This is a genomic window from Paenibacillus sp. AK002 (genome assembly GCF_053903045.1).
Window position 1 is genome coordinate 6,370,242 of record NZ_CP096377.1, and the last position, 24,877, is coordinate 6,395,118.

Consider the following 24,877-nt stretch of genomic DNA (forward strand, 5'->3'; position numbering starts at 1 on the left):
TATGACGCGTGCGTTACTCATTACGGATATCAATAAACCCTCTCCCCGGTTCTTTTCGAGAAGATCCTCTTCATGAACCAGCATGTACATACACGAATCCCACAGCTATTTTCAATCACACCTTATTGAATGGATCTTTCAACTCCCTTACAACCGCGAACCTCTTGCCTAACTACTTAGTCTCTTCCACCGCATCACACATGCATATGACGATCCGCTTCATCCCAAGGCACCGCATAACCGCTGCCCTTGGCGCAGAATATCGAAGAGGAGCTGTATTCCGGGTCTGCGTTCTTGTCGTATCCTTTGCGTTCAATGACCTCTTCCTCGTTATGGCACCGATCATATCCGCCGTATACCAGCGATATCGCACCTCTTCCTTTGGTGTACGCCGCTAATTCCATTCCATATTTCATCATGGTGGATACGGGTGCCGATCCCGTGACCGTCACCTTGTCTCCAACCGTTTCCGGAGGATCGAAGCTTGCTTTGGCCTGGGTCAAATCCGACATTAACCGTCCGATAAACTCGGCATCCACCTTTACCTTGAAATGATAGTATGGCTCCAACAGCAGATTGCTTGCTTTCTCCAGCCCCTGACGCAAAGAGCGATACGTGGCTTCCCTGAAATCGCCGCCATGCGTGTGCTTGTTGTGCGCCCGTCCCTTTATCAGTGTAATCTTGAGATCAGTGACCGGCGAACCTGTAAGCAGCCCGTGGTGATCCCTCTCGCCAACATGCTGTGCAACCAGATGCTGATAATTGACCGGCAGCATATCGGGATGGCACGCATTGGCAAACACGATGCCGCTGTTCCGCTCTCCCGGCTCCAGCCGGAGGTGCACCTCCGCGTAATGCTTCAGCGGTTCAAAATGGCCGCTTCCCACAACAGCCTCCGTTATGGTCTCTTTATATAAAATCTCCGGCTCGCCGAAGGCAATACGGTAACCGAACCGCTCAAACACGATTCGTTCCAGCACTTCAAGCTGAATGATGCCCATCACATGAATATGAATCGCCTGTGCCGGCTCGTCCCACTGCACGGACAGGGAAGGATCCTCCGCATCCAGCAGCCGGAAGCAGCGCAGCATATCCTTGGGATGAATCGAGGACTCGAATTGCACCTTGGACTTCAGCGTCGGCACCAGCTCGTACACCGTCCGGCCGCTAAGAGCCCCCATCCCGACTCCTGCCGCCGCAGCGGAAATGCCGGTAACCGCAAACAGGTCGCCCGCATGCACACGGTCGACAGGGGCTGCCCGTCCCCCATTGATCAAGCGGATATGCGTCACCTTCTCCGTGATCGTCTCCGTTCCGGAGACATACGTGATTTCATCCCGCACCTGCAGCGTGCCGCCAGTGGCTTTGATATAGGTCAGCCGGGCGCCCTGTTCATCATGGCGAATCTTATAAGCCCTCCCGGCAAATGCCGCCTCGGGATCGTAATCCGTTACCGTCAGCAGATCCAACTGATGCATGAAATGGGTTACGCCCACGTTCTGCAGGGCAGATCCGCTGAAGCACGGAAACAGCTCCCCCTTCCGCATCATTGCTATCATCGCATCCAGCCATCGCGAAACCTCATATCCCTCTTCCATATAAAGCTCCAGCAGCTTCTCGTCCCGCTCCGCGATAAACTCAATGAGCGAAGACTGCATCAGGCCTTCCTGCAGCACATCCTCCTCGGTGATCCAACAGACGTCTTCGGCAAGCTCGCTGCGAATTTCCGCCAGCACGCGCGGCACGTCTGCACCTACCCGATCGATTTTATTGATAAACAGGAACGTCGGCACGCCATGCTTGCGCAGTAACTGCCACACCGTCTCCGTATGCCCCTCGACACCTTCCACGGCGCTGATGACGACAACGGCGGCATCCATGACTTGTATGGCCCGCTCCATTTCCGGCGAGAAGTCGACGTGACCCGGCGTATCGATTAAATAATACGTGGAACCGTTAAAATGCATGGTCGCCTGATCGGCAAATACGGTAATGCCCCGTTCTTTTTCAATGTCATGACGATCAAGATATGCGCTCTGGTGATCCACCCGGCCGCGCTCCTGAATCGTATGGGTCGTATATAACAATTGCTCCGCCAGCGTGGTCTTGCCCGCATCCACGTGGGCGAACATGCCTATCGTTTTTTTCATCCGCTTATCCCTCTTCTGCAAGCCGGTTTCATGAATGATCCATTTGCTCTCACTTTTTAATTTTAACATATCAGGCCGCCTGATCGGCACATATGTTCTACATTATTCGGATGGGGGCCCGTCATTCCGCTGACTAAACCAAAATAGCTGCCCATCCGCACCCCATGAGTGCAGCAGGACAGCTATCGGTGTTATCAAACATTCGCTTTAATCCATATGATATGAGTTCATAATTCTATTCTGCGGATTATTTCACCAGCTCAAACGAGGAGAGCGTGCGCGCCAGCGCCGCTTGCTGCACTTCCGTTGCATTGGCATCATTCAGCGTTGTCATGATCGTGTACGCGATATCCCCGCTTTCAAAGACGATTTCCTCGGTCGTATAACCCACGCCGTTCTTCACCTGATGCACCTTGAACGACACGGCAGGCACGCCGGCAAACGTGATCTTATCGACGCCCAGCAATTTCACCGACGAAGCCGCGCTGGCTTCGTTATAATACCGTTTCAGATTGCTGACGATGACTTCAGCTGCTGTATCCTTTTGGGCAGTAATTTCAAAACCGCCCCCGGCAAAGCCGTACTCCACGATTCCCTGCTCGAACTGATCGTTCAGCGGCTCCCAGTACCTTGGAATATCGATATGATAGCGGTACCTCTCGGAGCTTTTGCTTCTCATCTGGGTTTTATCGGTCAGGTAGCCCTCTTCGCCGATGCGGCCGAAATTTGCCGGCACCACATCGTAATCGATCTCGATTGATTCGAGAACCTTTTTCCAGTTGGAAGCCGTCCTTTCCTGCCCATCCGGTATCGCATACTCCAGATAATAGCGGTAGCCGTTCTTCTGGACCATCACTTCATATTCCGTTATCCATTTATTCCCGAAGTTGTACCGAACCTCTTGAATCTGCCCTTTGACGCCGGAAATCTCCACAGGCGTAAGTCCGACGTATTCGTACGATTCCTCGACGAAGGATTCCGTCAGCCAGTCTTTGAGGCGCTGCCCCCAAGCGGCGAGGGTACCATCGGCCCCCGTTGGAGCGGATGTCACCGAGACGGACAGATAGCCCTCTCCTTCGCTGCCGTATAACATATCCTTGTTGTTGATTTCCCAGCCTGCCGGAATACCGAACCAAATACCGTATTCTTCGTTTCCTGCCTCGCGGAACCCATCCACGATGGAGGATACGTCTTTTACCGATTTGTCTCCTGCCCGATAGGCTGTTCTGAAAGAGCCCAGCAAGCTCGCGTGTTGGTCCATATCTTTATAGTGAACCGCTTCGGCATCGGCAAAATACAGTTCATAGACGCGGTCGTTGGCATAATACTGCCGACCTTCCCACAAGACGCCGTCGACATCGCGGGAGATCACTCTGGCATACGGAACCGCTGCGCTTGTGACCGTCTCTTGGTGCAGCACAACATCACCGGAGTCGCCCACTTCCTTCAGGAGCCGTTCCAGCAGATCATCGGGACTCAGCTTCACCTTGTGGGAGAATGCGTGCACCTCCAGGTAATAGCGGCCCGTAGCATCATTGAAAGCAGAACCGCTCTCATCGTCCGTGCCTCTTCCAACCATCATCCAGGAGGGATAATTCAAACTCCATTCATAATAGCTGTTCCCGATTCGGGTCTTCCCGGTCGTGTTGTTGATTTCGCCTTCATCCTGCTTCTCTTCCTTATCCGTGACCATGAGGCTGATGGCCAGCTTGCCTTGGGAGGAGCTTACCTTGGCGCCGATTCCCGCCGCAACCGGGCGCAGTGGCACCATCAGCGTACCGGACACCATGGTCGGTTCTACCGGCAGCTGCACCTTTTTCCCGTCGATCCATGCCGTCTTGTTGTCCATGACGAGCACGACCGTATGCGGCCCTTGCAGCAGCCGTATCCGGTTCTCGCCCTCCAATCTGATCTCGCTGCCAAACGCTTTCTTGAATACGCCCAGCGGTACCATCAATACACCCTGCTTCAGCTGCGGCTTGGCAATCGTGTAGGAAGTGCCATTGACCGAGGCTGTGCTGCTGCCGTTTTGCACGGTCAGTATGCGCTTCTCCGGCACAACCGCCTCGTCTCCCCATACGGGAAGCGACAACGTCGTAAATAACATCAGCGCCGATAAGGTCCCTGCTGTCACCTGCCGCAGGCGACGGCTAGTTTCCGTTCTTTCTCTCTTGTCCATTACTCGGCCTCCCCAACGCTTGACGAAGCAGCTCCGTTACCGTCCTGGCTGAGCGTCAGTTTTACGTTCACGATATCCCCATCCCGCTGCATCAGCAGCTGAACCTGCTGACCGGGCATATAGGGCTTTAACCGTTCGTTGATATCAACAACGGAATAAATGCGCTTGCCGTTAATCGCATATAATACGTCATCCTCTTGAATGCCGGCCTGCTTGGCCTGTTCGGACAACACCTTCGTAACGGTCAACGGATCGTCCGAAGGGAGACCCACGATGGCGGACCAGCTCTCTTCCAGCTCCAATCCGAGTCCGGCTCTAATCACCTCGCCGAATTCCAATAAATGGCCAACAACGTAGCGGACCGTTTCCGCAGGTATGGAGAAGCCCATATTTTCAATGCCGACGGCGGCGAACTTCTTGCTGTTGATTCCTATGACCTCGCCCTTCAAGTTGACGAGCGGGCCCCCGCTGTTGCCCGGGTTAATGGCGGTATCGGTTTGAATCAGGCGATAAGAGCCGTCTACGCTCCGGTTTAGCCCGCTAACCACGCCCACCGAGGCCGAGTTTCGCAGCGAGAACGAGATCGGCGTGCCAATGGCAACAACCGTTTCCCCGACTAGCGCATGCTGCGCTGTTGCCGCAAATTTGGCCGGCTTCAGGGACTTGGCATTGATATTGACCAACGCAATATCGCTCTTGGGATCGCTGTATACGCCCTTGGCTTTATAGGATTTGCCGTCTGCGGTCACGACCGTGATTCCGGTAAGCCCGTCCACCACATGGGCGTTCGTCACGATCCAGCCGTCCGACTTCCAGATGACTCCTGTGCCATGCGCCAGGTTGTATCTGTCGTCCACTTCGCCGCTTCCTTGAGCGGCCTTCCCGATAATGCCGACCACCGACGGCGACATTCGGCTGATGACTTGAGGCACCTCGTTTTGCTCATATGTATTCTTAGGCTTCGCGCTTGCTGCATCCGCAACCTCTGCCTGCGTGAGCATGCCGCTGCTTCCTGCCAAAATGACGGTCCCCAGCAGCATGGCCGCGGATCTTTTTTGCCATTGTACGTTTTTCAATTGGTATGTTCCTCCCCCGGTTCCATCCTCTACCCAACTTGTACTCCTCAATTTATCATGTTTTTCCATTTGTAACCATTGCTGATAGACCTATTTCTTTTACGTTTTTCCTGCGGATCGTGTAACTTGCCCTCGAAGAAACAAAAAGACGCCTTCACACTGCAGGTAGCAGAAGGGCGTCTTGTTTGTATGTATTTCATTCCATTCGTCATGAAGCCGCTTTAATAGCGCGCATCACGCCAACCTAATTGTTAAACCATCCTGTAATCATGGCATAGTCAGAATACAAGAACACAAATAAGCTGACGAGACCGAAAGCGATTGCGAATTTATTTTTTTGACGGGCCATCAACAGGCGAACCACGCCAACAAAGATCAGAATCGTAAACAAAATCATGAAAATGTCAAATGTCTTAAATGTCGCGGTCGCATCCGATGCTGCTGCAAGGATCATGAAACGTACCTCCTCGTGGGTTTCTTCTCGGGCAAATTTACATATCTTCTTCTATGTTATCCATGTGCCCGTCCAGATGCAAGCCCTCCGCCCCGAAAAATGAAAAAAAGTCATAGAAATTTCTCATTTTTAACCAAATTGTCAGACATTAGCATGACTTTCATCATGGCAGGGACTAGATCAAGCTAACGAAATGGAGCCTTGCACAGGTTGTTCCGTTATCCGAGAGGTACCCGGGTTGGATCGAGAAAGGGATCCTCATACTCCTCCTGCACCTCTGCTTCCTCTGAAGCCGACTCCTGCTCGGTTACCGCCTCCTCCGCCAGATCCTCGCTTGGCAAAGCCACGGAAGGATCCATGATCGTGATCCGATCCTTAGGGTCCTTTTTGACATTTAAAACAACCTCGTTGGACGGTTCGCTGCGGATATGCCATTCGTTCACGGCGAACACATGGATCGTATACCGGCCGGGCAGACCTGCCAGCATATGGAGATTCGGAATGAGATAGGCCGGACTCTCTAACGGTTCATCGTTCAAACGCGCCCCAGCTCCGTCGGGTCCTGTGTAGTATACATGATAGGTTACGCCTTCCTGTGCATCTGACCAGGTTAAAGCAATGGATTCATCTTCCTCATTTAGGATGGCCTGAAGGCCGGATACTTTATTCGGGCGGCTCGAAACTTCGTTAGAGTAACCGCTATTGCCGACGCTGTTCACAGCCTCGATCACATAGTAAGAGGGCTCTTGGAAACGTACATCCGATATGGCATAAGAACCTGCGTTCACATTCGCTCCGCCAGCTAATAAGGCATACCCCGCTCCCGATTGTCCGCTGGAATAGATATTGTAGGATACGCCCTGCTGATGCGTCCAGCTTAATTGAGCCTGCCCCTTCACATGGTGGAACCTCAGATCATTAGGAGCTGATGGTGCCGTTGCTGGCAAAGCCTCCGATACGGTAGCTGAAGGTCCCGTCTCTGTCGGAGCTTGCGTTGGTCCGGAATGAACAGGAGTTGCCGAGGTTGATCCCGATGAATTAGCAACGACGCCATGAATGACCGGAAGAGGACTTTTCTGCGGTGTTTCCGTTTCGCCCACGTCAATATTCAAATCGATTGACTCCACGGATTCCAGCCATTTGGCTGTAGCCCAGACAGCTTCTTCCCGAGTGACGATACCCTTGGGGTTCAAACCGTCAATGCCGGATACCCGAAACAGTCCTAATTCCAAGGCCAGTGCCATAGCTTCCTTGGCATCGTTGCCGGAAGATCCCTCCTGTAAGTCCTGCTGTGAAGGTTCCGCGCCAGATTCGATCTTATCGGAAATCCCTTGCAGAGCTCTTTGATACAGCATAGCCATATCCTGACGCGTCAGCGGCAATCCAAGCCCGAATCTCCCGCTGCCGACCCCTTTTACCAGCCCTTCCTGAACCGCAGTTTCGATCGCCGTGAAGGCATAATGATCCTTAGGCACATCCTTAAAGGTAATGACATCCGGAGGACTATCCGCATTCAGGTTTAACGTTTCGACGATAAATATGACAAAATCCTGCCGGCTTATAGCCTCTGTCGAGCTAGACTCCCCCTGCCCGTCTAGGGGAAGGAACCCTTTATTTAATCGGGTAAGGGCTTCCTGTGCATCGAAGTGTTCCACATCCGTAACGGATACTCCCATCTCTGCCTGCACGCGATCCGAAACGGGTACCCCTACCTCTGCCTGTACGCCGTCGGTTGAGTTTATGTATAAAGCACTTGCTGCCAAAACGATCAGAATGGAACAGGTGATCCTCTTCATACAATCCCTCCGTTTTAACGAAATCACCAAGATCATACCATATCCTGGAATGCGAAGATATTGGAGGATAGCATGAAAATAACGCCGGACATAGGTGCATTCCTTGAAGGTTTCTCTAAATGACTTGCTCGCACCGCTCCCTGTCCGGAGGGCTCGTGGTCCGGGGCATGCTTCGATGGCTGTCGACCATCACAAAAAAAGAGTCCCTGGCAATTCCACCAGGGACTCCTCTCCTTTTTCTACTAACCCCGGGATTGAAAATCGCGAGGCGGTCATTTCATGGTCAGGCAATTCCTATGCCGACAAAGAACAACTTTACGTCCGCTAACGTTTATTAGCGGGCTGCTTCCACCTTGTTCAATTCCTCGGTTCGCTTCGTATCGCGTTCCAGAATCGGCTTCAGATATTTGCCTGTATAAGACTCTGGCACCTTGACCAGATCCTCAGGCGTTCCCGTAGCGATAATGGTACCGCCGCCGCTGCCGCCCTCCGGACCCAGGTCGATCAGATAGTCCGCTGTCTTAATGACATCGAGATTATGCTCGATGACGAGGACGGACTCCCCGGATTCCACCAGGCGGTGAAGCACGACGAGCAGACGATCGATATCGTCCACGTGCAGGCCGGTGGTCGGCTCATCCAGGATATACATCGTTTTGCCTGTGCTGCGACGGTATAGCTCGGAAGCCAGCTTCACGCGCTGCGCCTCGCCGCCGGACAGCGTGGTGGCAGGCTGACCCAGCGTAATGTAGCCCAGGCCCACATCCATCAGCGTCTGCATCTTACGGTGAATTTTCGGAATGTTCTGGAAGAAGTCCGTTGCATTCTCCACCGTCATCTCCAGGACTTCGGCGATGTTCTTGCCTTTATATTTGACTTCCAGCGTTTCGCGGTTGTAACGCTTGCCCTTGCACACTTCGCAAGGCACGTAGATATCCGGCAGGAAGTGCATCTCAATCTTGATAATGCCGTCTCCGCGGCAGGCCTCGCAGCGTCCGCCCTTCACGTTAAAGCTGAAGCGGCCTTTCTTGTATCCGCGAATCTTCGCTTCATTCGTCTGGGAATAGATATCCCGGATATCGTCGAAGACGCCTGTATAGGTTGCAGGGTTGGAACGCGGCGTACGGCCGATCGGAGACTGATCGATGTCGATGACCTTCTCGATGTGCTCCAGACCTTTCATTTCACGGTATTGCCCCGGACGTACCTTCGCCCTGTTCAAATCCCGAGCAAGCGTCTTGTACAGGATCTCGTTGACCAGCGTCGACTTGCCGGATCCGGATACGCCCGTTACCGCCGTGAACACGCCAATCGGAATTTTCACGTTAATATTTTTCAGATTGTTTTCCTTCGCGCCTTTAATCTCCAGCCAGCGTCCATCGGTCTTGCGGCGCTTGCTGCTGACCGGAATGAACTTACGGCCGCTCAGGTATTGGCCCGTCAGCGAGTTGGGGTCGTTCATAATCTCCTTCGGGGTTCCTTCCGCAATGACCTGGCCGCCATGAATGCCTGCGCCCGGACCGATATCGATGATATAGTCCGCAGCCATCATCGTGTCTTCGTCATGCTCGACCACAATCAGCGTGTTGCCCAAATTCCGCATATGCTCCAGCGTCGAGATCAGGCGGTCGTTATCCCGCTGATGCAGCCCGATGCTGGGCTCGTCCAGAATGTACAGCACGCCCATGAGGCTCGACCCGATCTGCGTGGCTAACCGGATCCGCTGCGCTTCGCCGCCGGACAGCGTTCCCGCCGAACGGCTGAGGGTCAGGTAATCCAGCCCGACATTAACCAGGAAGCCCAGGCGGCTGTGAATCTCCTTCAGAATGAGATTGGCAATCTGTTTTTCTTTCTCGCTAAGCTCCAGATGATCGAAGAACTTCAGGGATTCTCCGATCGACAAGCTGGTAACATAGGCCATGTTGCGATCATTGATCGTAACGGCTAGGCTTTCCTTGCGGAGACGATGGCCTTTGCACACATCGCACGGCTTGCTGCTCATATAGCCTTCGATGTATTCGCGTATGCCCTCGGAGTTCGTATCGCGGTAGCGGCGTTCCAGATTCGGAATGATGCCCTCGAAGGTGACGTGCGCTTCCTTCCGCTGACCGAAGTCATTCTCATAACGGAAGTGAACCTTCTCTTTGCCCGTGCCGTACAACAGTTTATTCATCTGTTCCTGGCTAAAGGTACTGACCGGCTTGTCCAGCGGAATGCCGAAATGCGCGCAGACCGATTTCAGAAACTGCGGATAATACGTGGAGGTACCCCCGCTCCATGCGGCAAAGGCGCCTTCCTCGACGCTTTTGCTCATATCCGGCACAAGCAGTTCGGGATCCACGATCATCTCCACGCCCAAGCCGTCGCAATCCGGGCAAGCACCGAATGGCGTATTGAAGGAGAACATTCTCGGCGTCAGCTCTTCCATGCTGAAGCCGCAGATCGGACAGGCAAAGTTGGAGCTGAACCGCAGCTCCTCCTGACCCATGATATCGACCAGGAGCTGGCCGCCTGACAGGTTCAATGCCGTTTCGATCGAATCGGCGAGGCGTGCTTCGATATCATCCTTCACCACGATCCGGTCCACAACCACCTCGATCGTATGCTTTTTATTCTTCTCGAGCTCGATGTTCTCCGACAGATCGCGAAGCTCCCCATCGACGCGCACCCGAACGAAGCCCTGCTTCGCAATGTCGGCAAACAGATTCTTGTGCTCGCCCTTGCGGCCGGAAATGACCGGGGCGAGAATTTGCAGTCTCGTCTTCTCGGGATACTGCATGATGCGGTCTACCATTTGCTCGACTGTCTGGGAGGTAATCTCCACTCCATGCTCCGGACAGTGCGGGTGTCCGACCCGGGCGAACAGCAGACGCAAATAATCGTAAATTTCCGTCACGGTGCCTACCGTCGAACGCGGATTACGGCTCGTGGTTTTCTGGTCAATCGATATCGCCGGCGACAGGCCTTCAATGGAATCGACATCCGGCTTCTCCATCTGTCCGAGGAATTGGCGCGCATAAGCGGATAAGGATTCCACGTAACGGCGCTGCCCCTCGGCATAAATCGTATCGAATGCGAGGGAGGATTTGCCCGAGCCGCTAAGCCCCGTCAGAACGACAAACTTGTCACGCGGTATCGTGACGTCGATATTTTTCAGATTGTGTGCGCGGGCGCCTTTGATCACAATTTTTTCACTGGCCAAACGATATCATCTCCTACTCCATATGGCATGCATGTGGTGCTTATATTTCACAAAGAGAACGACCGCATAGGCCGTCCCCCTTGTCATTCGTCTCTCCATATTACTCGGCCTGCAGTTCCAGCAGCGCGTCACGAAGCTCGGCCGCACGCTCGAATTGCAAATTCTTCGCCGCTTCCTTCATCTCGGCCTCGAGGCGTTGGATCAGCTTCTGACGCTCTTTCTTCGACATCTTCTGTCCTTCGCCCGCCAGGTAATCCGCCTTGCCCTCGGCGACCTTCGTCGCTTCGATGACATCGCGGACCTTCTTGCGGATCGTCTGCGGCGTGATGCCGTGCTCCTCGTTGTAAGCAACCTGGATGCTGCGGCGGCGCTCGGTTTCCTTGATCGCCCGATCCATCGAATCGGTGATCTTGTCCCCGTACATGATAACCTTGCCTTCCGAGTTCCGGGCCGCCCGTCCGATCGTCTGGATAAGCGAGCGGTCGGAGCGCAGGAAACCTTCCTTGTCCGCATCCAGAATCGCTACGAGGGAAACCTCCGGCAGGTCGAGTCCCTCCCGTAGAAGGTTAATACCCACCAGCACGTGGAATGTACCAAGCCGCAGATCGCGCAGGATCTGCATCCGCTCCAGCGTCTTGATATCGGAGTGCATGTAACGGACCTTGATTCCGATTTCCTTCAGGTAATCGGTCAGATCCTCGGCCATTTTCTTCGTGAGCGTGGTCACGAGCACGCGCTCGTCCCGGTCCACGCGGTCATGGATCTCGCCGATCAGGTCATCGATCTGCCCTTCGGTCGGGCGCACGTCGATGATCGGATCAAGCAGGCCTGTCGGCCGGATGATCTGTTCGACCATCGTATCGCAGTGCTCCATCTCATACGGTCCCGGCGTGGCCGATACATAGATGATCTGGTTCACCTTCTCCTCGAATTCCTCGAACTTCAGCGGCCGGTTATCGAGCGCGGACGGCAAGCGGAAGCCATGATCGACCAGCACCGTTTTACGTGCCCGGTCACCGTTGTACATCGCGCGGATTTGCGGCAGCGTAACGTGCGACTCGTCAATGACGAACAGCATATCGTCCGGGAAGTAGTCGAGAAGCGTATATGGCGTAGCCCCAGGCTCCCTGAAGGTCAGGGGACCCGAATAGTTCTCGATCCCGGAGCAGAATCCGACTTCCTTCATCATCTCGATGTCGTAACGGGTGCGCTGCTCCAGTCGCTGAGCCTCCAGCAGCTTGCCTTCCGAGCGCAGCAGTTCAAGGCGCTCTTCCAGTTCGCGCTCGATATTCACGAGCGCTACCCGCATCGTCTCTTCGCGGGTGACGAAGTGAGACGCCGGGAAGATGGCGATATGCTCGCGTTCCCCAACCAGCTCGCCCGTCAAAACATCGATCTCTGTGATCCGTTCGATTTCGTCGCCGAACAGCTCGACGCGAACGGCATGCTCTCCCTTCGAGGCCGGGAAGATCTCGACGACATCTCCGCGCACGCGGAACGTGCCGCGCACGAAGTTGATATCGTTCCGCTGGTATTGGATATCGACCAGCCGCGACAGAATCTCGTTGCGCGGCTTCTCCATGCCTACCCGGAGCGAAAGCAGCATTTCCCCGTACTCGTGCGGCGAACCCAAACCGTATATGCAGGATACGCTTGCCACGATGATGACGTCGCGCCGTTCGAACAGCGAGCTCGTGGCGGAGTGGCGAAGCTTATCGATCTCTTCATTAATGCTGGAATCCTTCTCGATATACGTATCAGAGGAAGGAATGTAGGCTTCCGGCTGATAGTAATCGTAATAACTCACGAAATAATCCACCGAGTTGTTCGGGAAGAATTCCTTAAACTCGCTGGCCAGCTGCGCAGCCAGCGTCTTGTTGTGCGCGATGACGAGTGTGGGACGGTTTACCTTGGCGATTGTCTGCGCGATCGTAAACGTCTTACCCGTTCCTGTTGCACCTAGCAGCGTCTGATGTTTTTTCCCTTGGCGGAGTCCTTCGACCAACGCATCAATAGCCGTGGGCTGATCGCCCTGCGGCTGGAATTCAGACTGGATCTCAAAGGATTTGGTACTGACAACTAAATCGCTCATTGCCCTTCATCACCCTCATACTCTAAAATGAAATTCATGCTAAAAGATATGTCGAAACTTCCCGATGATATACTATGGGAAATTAGTGGTGTCTGCGTAAGGAATAAGAATATTTGTTCCCGTCTCATTATACCCTTTACGTTTTTTTGATGCAAACAGTTTAATGAAAATTTCAATAAGTTCCAGGGCAAATGTTTAAGTCCCCGGCTTCCACGACTTCGGGAGCCTTCATCGTTCATGTCGAACTGGCAACATACGAAATCGATGATCTTAATTAACTTCCTTAAGGAGATGATACAGCGTTATGGATATTACGATTATTCTTGGCATTCTCGCCGGTCTGGCCGCGTTGATCGGAGGGTTTTTATGGGAAGGCGGGCATCTGAGCGGCCTGCTGCAAGGCGCGGCTGCGCTCATCGTATTCGGCGGGACCATCGCCGCCGTCATCGTCAGTTTCCCCGCCACCCGGCTCCGCACGATCCCCGCTGCGCTCAAGCTGGCCTTCGGCCGCAGCAACCGTTCGTCGGACGAGCTGATTGATGCCATCGTCGATATGTCGGTAACGGCCAGAAGAGACGGGGTGCTGGCGCTCGAGCGCATCTCGGCCGAACACGAGGATCCGTTCCTGCGGGAAGGCATGCAGATGGTCGTGGACGGCAACGACCCGGAAATGGTGCGTCAAATCCTGGAGCTCGATATCAATGCCGCCGAGCAGAAGCACGAAGGCTATGCCAAAATTTTCGAGTCCGCCGGGGGTTATGCCCCTACCATGGGGATCATCGGTACCGTCATGGGATTGATCCACGTGCTGGGCAGCCTGCAGGACCCGACCGGTCTCGGCCCGTCCATCGCTGTCGCGTTTACCGCCACTTTATACGGCGTCGCAAGTGCCAATATTATCTTTTTGCCCATTGCGTCCAAGATTAAAGCACGTTCCGAAGAAGAAATTGTAAAAATGGAGCTGCTGCTCGAAGGAATCATGGCCGTTCAGAACGGAGAGCACCCGCTGTTGGTTCGCAAAAAGCTAGCCTCCTTCGCTTCCGCAGGCACCACGGACATTCCGTCCTCAAGGGGGATCGCGCATGAGACAGCCGAATAGACGGCGGCGTCAGCGCAAACAGGCCGAAGGCGAACAGCGCGACCGCTGGATGATTACTTATGCCGACCTGATTACGCTGCTTCTGATCTTTTTTGTTGTGATGTATGCCATGAGCCGGCTCGACACGGAAAAATACAAGCTCGTCACCCAATCCCTGCAGGCTACCTTCCAGAGCGGGGACAGCATCCTGGAGATGGGCTCGGGGATTACCGGCACTGCCGATACGGAGAACCATAAGAATCCTCCGCCGAAGCCTGCTGCCGATGAGGAAGGCGAGGACAAGGATACAGGGCAAGAACCCCTAACCGAGCGCGAGCTCGCTTTCCGTGCCCAGGAGGAAGAGCTGGCGAACTTTATGGGGCTAATTCAGAAATACGTGAAGGATAACCAGCTCGAAGAGGACATCTTCATCTCGGACGAGCCGCAGGGGATTGCCATTACGTTAAGCGACCGCTTCCTGTTCGATGTCGGCAAGGCCGAGCTTAAACCTGGAGCCGCTCCGGTTCTGGGCAAATTAGCCAGCCTGTTCGGCGATTTAAACACCACGGTGAGCATCGAGGGGCATACGGACAACGTGCCGATCGGCCGCTACTCCAGCTACAAGGACAACTGGGAGCTCTCCGGCGCCCGGGCGATGTCAGTACTGCGATTCTTCCTGGAGCACAGCAAGCTGGACCCGGGAGGCTTCCAGTATGCAGGCTATGCCGATACGAGGCCGGCCGCGGACAACGCGACCGCCGAAGGCAAGCAGAAGAACCGCCGAGTTGAAATCACGGTGTTGCGGCAGCTGAAGGAGTAGGCGATTACCGCAATGACCGACAAATGTACTCCCAAGCTATGCGTTTGAATGCAATCCATAATACACGTAATACATCCGCATAAAACGAGTAAGCGCCCGGCAGACTGAATCGGCATGGATTCAGATCTGGCGGGCGCTTTTGCATATATAAACACTGGTTCGATCACTGACGGCATTCCTGAGCGTCGCAAGGTTTACGGCAAATTCGATATCCAACTTCCGATCGAAGCTTCAAGAGCTTTTTACGGAGGAATCCTGGAGCGAATATTTTAAGCGCCGTGCCCAACCCCGCTCTCGCTCGGCCGCAGCACAGCGGAACCGACGGCCAGCAGAATGACCGCCATCAGGCCCAGCACGGCCAGCGGCAGTGCGATATCGGATAACGTGCCTCCGGTAGCCGCGGTCTCCACCGCCTCAATGGCCCATTTTTGCGGGATGAAATTAGCGATCTTCTGCATGAACTCCGGCATGATGGCAAGCGGCCAGAAGCACCCGCCCAGCATGCAGGTCGGCGTGACGATCATGGAATTGATCATGGCCGCATTTTGCCCATTCCGGATCAGCCCGGCGACCGTGCTTGCCACGCCTAACGATACGAGCATGAAGGCCATCAGAATAAGGAAATGCAGCATGAACGGAACTCCGTAATCGTAGCGAAGGACATACCGGCTGAGCACGAGCACGATGATCACCTGCAGCGAGCCGACCACCAGGCTGCCCAGAAAATTACCTAAAGCGATCTGATAGGCGCGCACCGGCGCCGTATACATGCGGGACAGCGTTCGCTGCCTGCGGTCATCAATCATCATCGACACCACGCTGGAGATAAGGGTCATCATGAACATCAGGGTAAATCCCGTTACGTTCGAGAGTCCCGGCTTCGCATACAGATTCAAATCCGTGACTTCGGTGTCCACCCGATTCAGCGCGGATTGCTTGAGCACCTCTTGCAGCGCCGGCATACGATCCGCGTCCGGCTCCGAGGTCTCCCGGATCAAGGCAGCCGTACCGCTTAGGCGCGTAACCGCGGAGTCCGCCGTCATTCGGATCATCACCGAGGCCTCCGAGGTGGAGACTTCGTATATTTTAACCGCCGGCCGTTGGCCTTCTATTAATCCGTCGCTGAACCCCTGCGGAATATAAACGCCAACCGTGCTTTTATTCTCCACCAGGTCTTCCCTCAGCATATTCTCGGACCCGGACTCCTTGAGCACGTATTGGCCGCTTCGCTCCAGTTCATTCATCAAGTACCGCCCTGCAGGTCCATCATCCTCGTTCACGTAAGAGACCAGAATGCTCGCGGCCGTGGTCTGCCCCAGAAGGAACACCGTCAAGGTAACGACCACGCAAGGAACCAACAGATAGACGATCCAGCCTCTTTTTCGTCCCAGCGTGCGTCTCACCATATGCCAGGCAATGGTTAAGCTATGCATGGTATCCCACCTTCCTGTACGTAATCATGGCTGCAGCCGACAGGGCCGCGGTAATGGCCGCCAGCGTGCCCACGCAAGTGACAATCAAATGCACGTCGCTGTCCAGCATCATCCGCAGCATGCTCTGCATTGCCCAATGGTTAACGGTGAAGGCGCCGAGCTTCTGGAAGAACTCCACGGGCAGCGGCATGAACCCTCCGCTGACAAACGTCATGGCGATAATGATCGCCTGCATCAGCCCTCTGGCTCCTGCCGCCGTTGAGGAGACCAGGGTAATGAACGTGGCTATGGTCATGGACGATAACGTGATCAATACGCAGACCATGATGAGCAGCAAGGGGTGCGGCCCCCATTTGACGCCGTACAGCCACATGGATCCAAGGACGATAGCGGCGGCCTGTGCCAGCGTGATCAGGCTGCACCCGATAATTTTCCCGGCAAACACGGTTCCGGGGTTAACGGGCGCGCTTTGCAAGCGATACAGGGTCCGGCTTTCCCGCTCGCCCAGCAGGCTGCTGCTGGCCATCAGGCCGGAATACAACAGGAACATGATCAGCATGGAGGCTGCGTAATATTGGGCTGCGGAGTACGTCGCTCCTTTCTCGCTCAGCTGACCGATCGTAACGTTGGGTCCGTCCGACGCATCGACAGGCGCTGCCGCTTGGGCCGCAAGAACTTGGTCTCCGCCCATAACGGCTACCTCCGCCTGTTTGTGATTGGCATTGGCGATAAAGGTCTTGAAGACAGTGTCTGCCACGAGGTTTAGTTCACGGTCTCTTCCAGGCAGCAGCTCAAGCTTCACGTCCGCTCCCTGGCTCATTCGTTCATCAAAGGAAGCAGGAACCACCACCGCGTAATCGACCTCGCCCCGGCGCAGCTTTTCTTCGGCTTCTTCGCGGCTGGATACCACCTCAGGTTCCAATAGGTCCTGAATTTCCGGCAAGCCGGTCAGTGCCTGCATGCTCCCCGGCAGCTGTCCTCCAGCCTCGGCATCTAACACCAACCCCACGCGGACCGATGGCTGTTTAAATTCCTGATCATTACCAAACCAGCCCGACAGCGCGTTTCCCAATATGAAAATAAGGATCAGCGGCAGCAAAAATTGGTTGATCAGCACCGATCGGCTGGTGGCCATCCGCTTCAGCTCGAACCAGGCGATAATCATCGTATTCATCTTCGGTATTCCTCCTTCATGGATTCCTCTGCTCGTGTCCGTTATGATCAATCGCGAAGCGTTCGTCCGGTCAGGCTGAGAAACAGCGTTTCAAGCCCCGGCTCCTCGCACTGCAGAGAGCGAAGCGTTGTATGGTGTTTACTGCAAATGAATAAAATATCCTGCAGCTCATCCTGAGCTGACGGTACATAGACCTCGACCTCGTTATCATTCTGCGCGACGCGCCTAACGCGCGGGTGAATGGTCAGTTCCTCCACCAGATCCGGTGTGATCCCATCAGCAGTAAGAATGATTTTTTCCTCATGCGCCACGCGTGCCCGAAGCTCCTGCTGCGTCCCGCAGGCGATAACATGACCTTGATCCATGATGGCCACCCGGTCGCTAATCGCGGCAACTTCCTCCATGTAATGACTTGTATAAATAACGGTAGAACCCATGCGGTTCAACGTCTTCACCGATTCCAGGATATGATTCCGGGACTGCGGATCAATCCCCACCGTCGGCTCATCCATAATAATCAGCTTCGGACGATGCGTAATCGAGCATGCAATATTCAGTCTTCGTTTCATCCCCCCGGAGAAGGTGGACGGCCTTTCTTTCGCCCGATCCTGCAGGCCGACAAACGCCAGCGCCTCCTCCACCCGCTCCTTCAGCAGCTGGCCGCGCAGCCCGTACAATTTCGCGAAAAAAGCGACATTGTCCCAGGCCGGCATCTCTTCGTACAGCGCCAGATCCTGGGGCACCAGCCCAATTCTCCGTTTCACTTCCAGCGGCTGCTCCTCGATGGAGATACCGTCTACTTTGATGATGCCCTGATCCTTCGCCAGAAGGCCGCAGATCATATTGATGGACGTGCTCTTGCCAGCTCCGTTCGGTCCCAATAATCCAAAAATCTCGCCTTCGTGCACTTCCAGATTCATATGATCCACCGACAGCTTGCTACCATATCGTTTTACGACATCCTTCATCTCCAGAAAGACCGTCATCATCATCATCTCCATTTCCCTCGTATCCATCTGTTGATTACATTCTATCTGGAATCGCCGGATTTTTAAGGTAGAGGAAGTCACCTTATAGGGTGACGAAAGTCATCTCCTTGCCGAAAACATCCATGTGCTATAATGAAGCCAATCGTTTGAACGGTTTGACTTCACAATGGAAAAGGGTTGGATCGCACGTGACATCTCCACTTGCCTATCTCAGGTACGGCCTCATTCTCCTGCCCGCCGCAGCGGACATCTTTTTGCAGCGGCTCGACGATTACGGGGAGTATATGGTGTACATCCTGCTATTTCTGGCGATTGCGGTGCTGAGCCGCTTCCTGCCTTCGCCTGCTTACCGGAAAGCAGCCATACTGCTGGAAATCCCGTTGTCCCTATGGCTATGCCACCAATACGGCTTCATGATGGTATTCCTGTCCATATCCTCCCTATGCGTCTATTTGCCCTTGTTCGAGCGACCTGGCAGGCTGTGGCTGTCATTCGGTCACCTTGCACTGCTCAACATCGCGATTACCGGTTACGATGCGCTGCTGCATACGACAGCCAATCTGCTGTTTCTGTTCTTGGCTGTGACGTTCCACCGCATCCATGAAATGAACCAGAAGGAATTGGATCACATTCATTTATACGACGACCTGAAAAGACTGCATTTCCAGCAGGACGAGGCAGGCAGGCAGCTGCTGCAGTTCGCCCATCAGGTGGAAAGCGCGGCCCAGGCCGAGGAGCGTAACCGCATCTCCCGCCAGCTGCATGACGATATCGGCCATCGGCTGATTCGCGTCAAAATGATGATGGAAGCCGCTCTTCATATCGTGCCGCAGGATGCCGTCCGGGGCATGGATATGCTTCACCAAATCCGCGACCAGCTGGGGGAGAGCATGGAGCAGATGCGGACCGCCGTGAAACAGATGAATCCGTCAAGGCGGATCACGGACGATTATTCCCTGGATCGGCTGCTGGAGGAGACCGGCAGGGAGACCGGAATCGAGACCGAGCTTGTGCTGCAGGGGGTTCCTTATCCGCTTTATCCAAGCCAACAGGTGGTATTATACAAAAATGCCCGCGAAGCCATCACCAACGCCATACGCCACGGCGAGGCCAAGCAGGTCCAAATTTCTCTCCAGTACGGAGACGAGGAAGTTCGAATGGAGGTCTCCAACGATGGAACGGTCCAAGAGGAGGCGAACCCGATCGCTGCGGCAGACCGCCATGGCATCGGGATAAGCGGCATGCTCGAGCGAACCAAAGTGGTAGGAGGAACGCTGGAGGTAAGAAAATCCGTGCCTTTTACCGTCATCACCCGGCTGCCTGTCTACCGGAAGCGCGAGATTATGTAACTGACATGACGGCAGCACCCTAATTTATAGAAAGGATCGTGGCTATCCATGATATCCGTATTGATTGCAGATGATGACCCGTTCATTCGGGAAAGCTTGAAACTGTTGGTGGGGATGGATCCGGATATCGAAGTATCGGCTGTCGCGGAACACGGGGAGGAGGCTCTATCGTTATTGATGGACGGACTTCATGCCGACGTCGTGCTCATGGACATCCGGATGCCGGTATGCGACGGCGTGGAAGGAACCCGGCGTATTCGCGAGCGATACCCTGATGTACGGGTGTTGATGCTGACTACCTTCGATGACGATGATTATATCGTGGAGGCGCTGCGGAACGGGGCCAGCGGTTATCTGCTGAAGAACATTCCGCCCGATCGCATCATCCAGGGGATCAAAACGGTGCATGACGGTAACATGCTGATACATCCCGATATCGCCCGCAAGCTGACCGGCATGCTTCGTCCAACCCCGCAGCCAGTCCCGAGATCCGCTGAGTTGGAACAGTTCGGGCTCACCCCTGCCGAGAAAAAGGTCGTCGCCCTTATCGCGGAGGGCCTGTCCAATAAGGAAATTGCCGCGCAGCTTTACCTAAGCGAAGGCACCGTCAAAAACTACGTCACCGATATTCTGGGCAAGCTGAATCTTCGGGACCGGACGCAAATCGCTATCTTTTATTTAAAAAAGGTACAGGGCTAGTCCCCGCTTATCCTTTACATAACGGAATGAAGCTAAAAAACGGGCCCTTGTCCATATTGGACAAAGGCCCGTTTGCCGTATCACGATGAAGGGAATCCGGCTTCTTCGGAACCGCCGGACGTCTTGCTGCTGGTAGCCCCCCGCTTGCTGCGAATATGAAGTTTATTCGCCAGCAGCGTGATCAAGCTTACCGGCTTCAACCCCACCGCGATGCCATCCCTAGGGTCGGGCGCCACGATAGCACCCAGCTGATGATGATCCCCTGCGTAAATCGCGCGCTGCAGAAATTTGCTCTCCCCTTGATGGTTCTGAACCTCCAGCTTGCAGAAGGCCGGATTCTGGCGCAAGGCGCTGTGCAACTGCTCCTTGCTGTGAATCAGCTTACCGTTCACCTTGAGGATCGTCTCCCCTGCCAAAATGCCGAGCTCGCTTGCCGGACTGTCCGGCAGCACGGCGAGAACGCGTAATCCGCGTACCGGATGCACAAACATCGGGCTGCGCTGCTGTTCCTCGTATCTGCTGTACCATACCAAGCCCTCATGCAGCAGCAGCGCCGCTAATGCGGCCGCAATGGTAAGCGGCGACCACCACTCGGCCAGCAGGCTCAATGCCAGCACAATCGCCCCATAGAATATGAGACGCTTCGACGTAATCCCTGCCTTCTCCTGCGGGAGCATGCTCTGCGTCATCTCACCGAAGCCGATCACGACCGGGAGTGCCATCATAGTAAAGCCCGCACTCCAGGCATCGCCGCCGAAAAACGGCGTCCACGGAAGCACGCTGCCCCCGCCAACCGCCGGAACGAGCAGGAACAACGGCAGCGGCCAGAAGCTCTGCATATGATAGCCGCCGACAAGCTTGCCGCGCTTGCCCTCCAGGAACAGCGGTGTGGCAAATCCCGACCCTTGTACCCTTACCAGCAAAGCTTCAGCAAAATGCAGAACGGCGGACAACGCCAGCAAGGCCGGAATGTCCAAACCAAGGATGGTTGCCGTTACCTGATGAATCCAGCCTTCCGGCTGCCAATTCGGAAACCAGCCCAACACAAACTGAATGATCCCGAGCAGACCGATGGAATAGGCAAAGCATAAGTACCGGATATGAAACAGCATCAGGATCAGCGAAGTCACCCATATGCATATAATGGCTTCCAAGCTTAATGATATCCCCAAGAAGGCCACCACGATGGACACGCCGATGCCTGCCGCCAGTCCCCCCAGAAACGTACGCCAGGTCTGCAATCCCCAGGAATGCAGCTTCACATGGAACAGCTTGCGCTCCACCAACACCTGCCTTCGGTAAAACAGCATGACAAACAAAATCGAAATATAATAAAAGGGCTGCGTCAGCAGTTGTATGCCTGCATCTATCCCATACATCAGCAGTTGTTTCAATGTCTCCAACGGCTTGCCACGCTCCTTTCGGTTCCAAGATGCTTCGAAGTTCACGCTTTCTGATATCTCCAAAGAAAAAAGAAGGCTACCGTTCAGCCTTCTTACTTGTTCGACGCCTTAGCGGCGATTTCCTTCCGAACCTCGGCAATTCCGCGATTCATTTGGTTATCCTCTTTCGGATCCTGAATCTTCTCGATCAATGCCGCTTCCAATGCCTCGGCTGTAGCGCTGTTAATGATGCCGTCCGCTTTCAGCTTGTGCTTGCTCTGGAAGCTCTTGACCGCCTTCTCCGTATTCCGGTCGAAGTAACCATCCGTGCGTCCTGCCGCGTAACCAACCGCTTCAAGCATAATCTGCGCGTTCTTCACATCCGTGCTGTTCGTGTCGTACGCATAGGTTTTCTTCTTATCGATCGGCGCAACGGTAAAGTATTCAGGCTGCGACACCTTAATATCCGGCTCGATTCCCTTCTCATGGATCCAGGTGCCGTTTGGCGTCAGCCATTTCGCAATGGTCACCTTGAGCAGGCTTCCGTCGCCAAACTGCTTGTCAAAGCTCGTTTGCACGGTCCCTTTTCCGAAGGAGTGCTCGCCCATCAGGGTAGCTCCGGCGGACTGCTGCAATGCGCCTGCCAAAATCTCGGAAGCGCTGGCGCTGCCCTTGTTCATCAGCACCGTAATCGGGTACGATTTGGCCACGCCACCCGAAGGATGCTTCTCCCGCTTCTTATCCTTGTCTTCGACCTGAACGATCAGCTCGCCTTTAGGCACGAACTGCTCTGCAATGTCGATGACAACGGACAGCACGCCGCCGGGATTGTTCCGGACGTCGATCAGCAGTCCCTTCATGCCTTGGCTTTCCAGCTTCTTGAGCTCTTCCTTAAAGCGTTCGCCCGTATTCAGCGAGAATTGGGAAATCTCGATAACGCCGATTCCGCCCTTCTCCATCCGTGCCGACACGGTTTCCAGATCGACGTCATCCCGAACGATTACATACTCGATCGGCTGCTCGGACCCTGCCCGCTTGATCTGAAGAACGGCCTTGGAGCCCTTCGGACCGCGAATCTTGTTAACGGCCGCATTCAGCTCAAGGCCCTGCAAGGATTCGCCATTGACGGAAAGGATGGTATCCTTGGCCCGAATGCCGGCTTTATCCGCAGGCGATCCCTTGATCGGGGATACAACGACGACGCTGCCGTCAACGGAGGACACTTCCGCGCCAATCCCCGTGAAGGAGCCCTCAATGCTTTCTTCAAACTGGGCCGCCGTTTCTTTGCCCATATAGTTGGAATACGGATCTTCCAGCGCTTCCATCATCCCGTTGATAGCGCCGTCGATCAGCTTCGACCGATCGATATCCTTGTAATAATTGCTTTCGATGAGGTCAATCGCTGTCCCCAGTTTCTTCGCTTCAGACTGCTCCAGTCCATTCCTGTTCGCGATGCTGGCCAGCAATCCCTCGCCGCCGTCTCCGGTCTGACTAGGAGCAGGCAGCTGGGTCAAAGCCATCGTTAACAGTCCGCCGCACAGCATGGCAGCGATGACCAGAAAGACAGCCGTTCGTTTTTTCAGCAAGTACTTCACCGCCTTTGTACGTTTCAACTGCTACACACAGGGGAATCCCGTCCACCTAGTATATGATTGGCTTGCCGGGAATATTTATACAGCGGTATTGAAGGTTATATGGCTTGCGTCATCATTTCTGTTACAGATAAGGCGATGGATTCACTGGCGATCCGTTGACCCGAACCTCAAAATGGAGATGCGGTCCCGTGCTCTGACCCGTGGAGCCTACTTCGGCAATCTTCTGCCCTCTGGACACCTTGTCGCCTTCGCTGACTTTAATGCCGCCGTTGCGGATATGCCCATACAAGGTCCATACGCCGCCCCCATGATCAACAATAACACAGTTTCCGTAACCGCTCCACCACTCGGCCAAGATGACCGTGCCGCTCTCGGCTGCCCGGATCTCTGTCCCTTGCGGAACGGCGAAATCCTGACCCGTGTGCATCTTGCCAACCTCGCCCGTTACCGGATGGACGCGCGGTCCGTAACCGGAGGAGAGTCTGGCCCCGGAGACCGGTATCGCAAACGGTCCGCCGTTGCCGGTATACCCGCCGCCGCCTTTGCTGCCGCCGAGGGTTGTCGCCTTCGCTCTCTTCGCCGCAGCCGCTTTGGCAGCCGCCGCTTTACGGGCCGCTTCTTCGGCAGCAAGCTTATTCTTTTCCTTCTGCAGGTCCGAACGCTTGCTTGCCAGGGCAACCAGCATTTTATCCTGCTCTTCGGTCAGGATGTCCGCATCCTCGATATCTTGATCGTACTGGGCCAGCAGAACGCGCTTCTCCTGTTCCTTCTCGTTGAGGATGCTCTTGCGGTCCTCCATCTGGCCGTACAGGTCCTTGGCGGTCGCATATTGCCCCTCAAGCTCTTTCTTCTTGTCGATAACCAGCAGCTTGTCCTGCTTATGCTGCACCAGCAAATCCTGGTCCTGGTCGACGATGGTCTTCAAGGAATCGGCACGCTCAATAAAATCGCTGAAGCTGGTTGCGGAGAGCAGCACATCCAGATACGATACTTGCCCATCCATATAGATGAGGCGAATCCGGGATTCCAACAGCTTCTCTCGGGATGCGATGCGCTCCTCCGCTGCTTCAAGCTCCTTGGTCGTTGTTCTCAGCAAATCCTCCGTCTCCTCGATCTTGACGGAAATCTTGGTCAATTCATTGCTGACGATACTGATTTGCTCCATCACAAGTTTCAGGTTCTTCGTCGTTTTATTCTTATAATGCTGGGCTTCTTGTTTATCATCCGCTGCCTTGCTCTTCTGCGCACGCGCTTTCTTGACCTGCTCCTGAAGCACCCTCAGCTCTTTGTCTACATCGGCTGCGGTCTTCTTCTCGGCTTGTCCGACGGTCGGTTGGATCATAACAGTGGCCAGTAATAAGGCTGCTACTCCTGCGGCGATTTTCTTCAAGTTTCGCTCCCCATCCTTT

The 24,877-nt window shown here is 54.6% G+C and carries 18 protein-coding genes; 5 read left to right on the forward strand and 13 right to left on the reverse strand.

Annotated elements, in window-relative coordinates; all coding sequences use genetic code 11:
* Nucleotides 1-194 precede the first annotated feature (194 nt).
* From M1D70_RS28830 to uvrB, 7 genes are all read right to left on the reverse strand, one after another.
* Entirely contained in the window at nucleotides 195-2,150 is a 1,956-nt protein-coding gene (locus M1D70_RS28830; protein WP_456290511.1) for a GTP-binding protein, read from the reverse strand.
* Nucleotides 2,151-2,397: 247 nt separating this feature from the next.
* Complete coding sequence (locus M1D70_RS28835) at nucleotides 2,398-4,329, reverse strand: stalk domain-containing protein (protein ID WP_456288566.1); 1,932 nt, start codon at nucleotides 4,327-4,329, stop codon at nucleotides 2,398-2,400.
* Nucleotides 4,329-5,405 carry a S1C family serine protease gene (locus M1D70_RS28840; RefSeq protein ID WP_456288567.1) on the reverse strand — a complete coding sequence of 359 codons (1,077 nt, stop codon included), beginning with the start codon at nucleotides 5,403-5,405 and terminating at the stop codon, nucleotides 4,329-4,331. Before M1D70_RS28840 ends, M1D70_RS28835 begins: the two co-directional genes overlap by 1 nt.
* A gap of 244 nt (nucleotides 5,406-5,649) precedes the next feature.
* A complete protein-coding gene (locus M1D70_RS28845) occupies nucleotides 5,650-5,859 on the reverse strand; it encodes a hypothetical protein (RefSeq protein WP_009594213.1) in 210 nt (69 codons plus the stop codon).
* A gap of 218 nt (nucleotides 5,860-6,077) precedes the next feature.
* Nucleotides 6,078-7,655 (reverse strand): S-layer homology domain-containing protein, encoded by a 1,578-nt coding sequence (locus M1D70_RS28850; RefSeq protein WP_456288568.1) that lies wholly within the window; start codon nucleotides 7,653-7,655, stop codon nucleotides 6,078-6,080.
* Nucleotides 7,656-7,989: 334 nt separating this feature from the next.
* The gene (uvrA, locus tag M1D70_RS28855; RefSeq protein WP_009594289.1) at nucleotides 7,990-10,857 is read right to left on the reverse strand and encodes an excinuclease ABC subunit UvrA; all 2,868 of its coding nucleotides are present in this window, start codon (nucleotides 10,855-10,857) and stop codon (nucleotides 7,990-7,992) included.
* A 100-nt stretch (nucleotides 10,858-10,957) separates the two neighbouring features.
* A complete protein-coding gene (gene uvrB / locus M1D70_RS28860) occupies nucleotides 10,958-12,949 on the reverse strand; it encodes an excinuclease ABC subunit UvrB (RefSeq protein WP_145039219.1) in 1,992 nt (663 codons plus the stop codon).
* A gap of 304 nt (nucleotides 12,950-13,253) precedes the next feature.
* Here uvrB and M1D70_RS28865 point away from each other — a divergent pair, with 304 nt between their 5' ends.
* The 3 genes from M1D70_RS28865 (at nucleotide 13,254) to M1D70_RS28875 (ending at nucleotide 15,120) form a co-directional block, all read left to right on the forward strand.
* On the forward strand, nucleotides 13,254-14,048 hold the full coding sequence (locus M1D70_RS28865; RefSeq protein ID WP_009594287.1) for a flagellar motor protein: 795 nt from the start codon (nucleotides 13,254-13,256) through the stop codon (nucleotides 14,046-14,048).
* Nucleotides 14,032-14,847 carry a flagellar motor protein MotB gene (locus M1D70_RS28870; RefSeq protein ID WP_456288569.1) on the forward strand — a complete coding sequence of 272 codons (816 nt, stop codon included), beginning with the start codon at nucleotides 14,032-14,034 and terminating at the stop codon, nucleotides 14,845-14,847. The genes M1D70_RS28865 and M1D70_RS28870 overlap by 17 nt, the downstream gene beginning before the upstream one ends.
* Before the next feature lie 114 nt (nucleotides 14,848-14,961).
* Nucleotides 14,962-15,120 carry a hypothetical protein gene (locus tag M1D70_RS28875; RefSeq protein WP_456288570.1) on the forward strand — a complete coding sequence of 53 codons (159 nt, stop codon included), beginning with the start codon at nucleotides 14,962-14,964 and terminating at the stop codon, nucleotides 15,118-15,120.
* Here the strand turns inward: M1D70_RS28875 and M1D70_RS28880 are convergent.
* The 3 genes from M1D70_RS28880 to M1D70_RS28890 are packed head-to-tail and all read right to left on the reverse strand — an operon-like array spanning nucleotide 15,117 to nucleotide 18,470.
* Complete coding sequence (locus M1D70_RS28880; RefSeq protein ID WP_456288571.1) at nucleotides 15,117-16,280, reverse strand: ABC transporter permease; 1,164 nt, start codon at nucleotides 16,278-16,280, stop codon at nucleotides 15,117-15,119. The genes M1D70_RS28875 and M1D70_RS28880 overlap by 4 nt on opposite strands.
* On the reverse strand, nucleotides 16,273-17,454 hold the full coding sequence (locus M1D70_RS28885) for an ABC transporter permease (RefSeq protein WP_456288572.1): 1,182 nt from the start codon (nucleotides 17,452-17,454) through the stop codon (nucleotides 16,273-16,275). The genes M1D70_RS28880 and M1D70_RS28885 overlap by 8 nt, the downstream gene beginning before the upstream one ends.
* A 47-nt stretch (nucleotides 17,455-17,501) precedes the next feature.
* Nucleotides 17,502-18,470: an ABC transporter ATP-binding protein gene (locus tag M1D70_RS28890; protein ID WP_456288573.1), complete on the reverse strand. Its 969-nt coding sequence runs from the start codon at nucleotides 18,468-18,470 to the stop codon at nucleotides 17,502-17,504.
* 161 nt (nucleotides 18,471-18,631) lie between these two features.
* Between M1D70_RS28890 and M1D70_RS28895 the strand changes: the two genes are divergently transcribed.
* Together M1D70_RS28895 and M1D70_RS28900 are read left to right on the forward strand one after the other, a co-directional pair.
* Nucleotides 18,632-19,792: a sensor histidine kinase gene (locus M1D70_RS28895; protein ID WP_456288574.1), complete on the forward strand. Its 1,161-nt coding sequence runs from the start codon at nucleotides 18,632-18,634 to the stop codon at nucleotides 19,790-19,792.
* Nucleotides 19,793-19,840: 48 nt separating this feature from the next.
* Entirely contained in the window at nucleotides 19,841-20,491 is a 651-nt protein-coding gene (locus tag M1D70_RS28900) for a response regulator (protein ID WP_192570434.1), read from the forward strand.
* A gap of 80 nt (nucleotides 20,492-20,571) precedes the next feature.
* Here M1D70_RS28900 and M1D70_RS28905 read toward each other — a convergent pair whose 3' ends face one another.
* The 3 genes from M1D70_RS28905 to M1D70_RS28915 form a co-directional block, all read right to left on the reverse strand.
* The gene (locus tag M1D70_RS28905) at nucleotides 20,572-21,894 is read right to left on the reverse strand and encodes a PDZ domain-containing protein (RefSeq protein ID WP_456288575.1); all 1,323 of its coding nucleotides are present in this window, start codon (nucleotides 21,892-21,894) and stop codon (nucleotides 20,572-20,574) included.
* A 92-nt stretch (nucleotides 21,895-21,986) separates the two neighbouring features.
* Nucleotides 21,987-23,459: a S41 family peptidase gene (locus M1D70_RS28910; RefSeq protein ID WP_009594249.1), complete on the reverse strand. Its 1,473-nt coding sequence runs from the start codon at nucleotides 23,457-23,459 to the stop codon at nucleotides 21,987-21,989.
* A 130-nt stretch (nucleotides 23,460-23,589) separates the two neighbouring features.
* A complete protein-coding gene (locus M1D70_RS28915; protein ID WP_433941595.1) occupies nucleotides 23,590-24,858 on the reverse strand; it encodes a peptidoglycan DD-metalloendopeptidase family protein in 1,269 nt (422 codons plus the stop codon).
* Nucleotides 24,859-24,877: the final 19 nt, after the last annotated feature.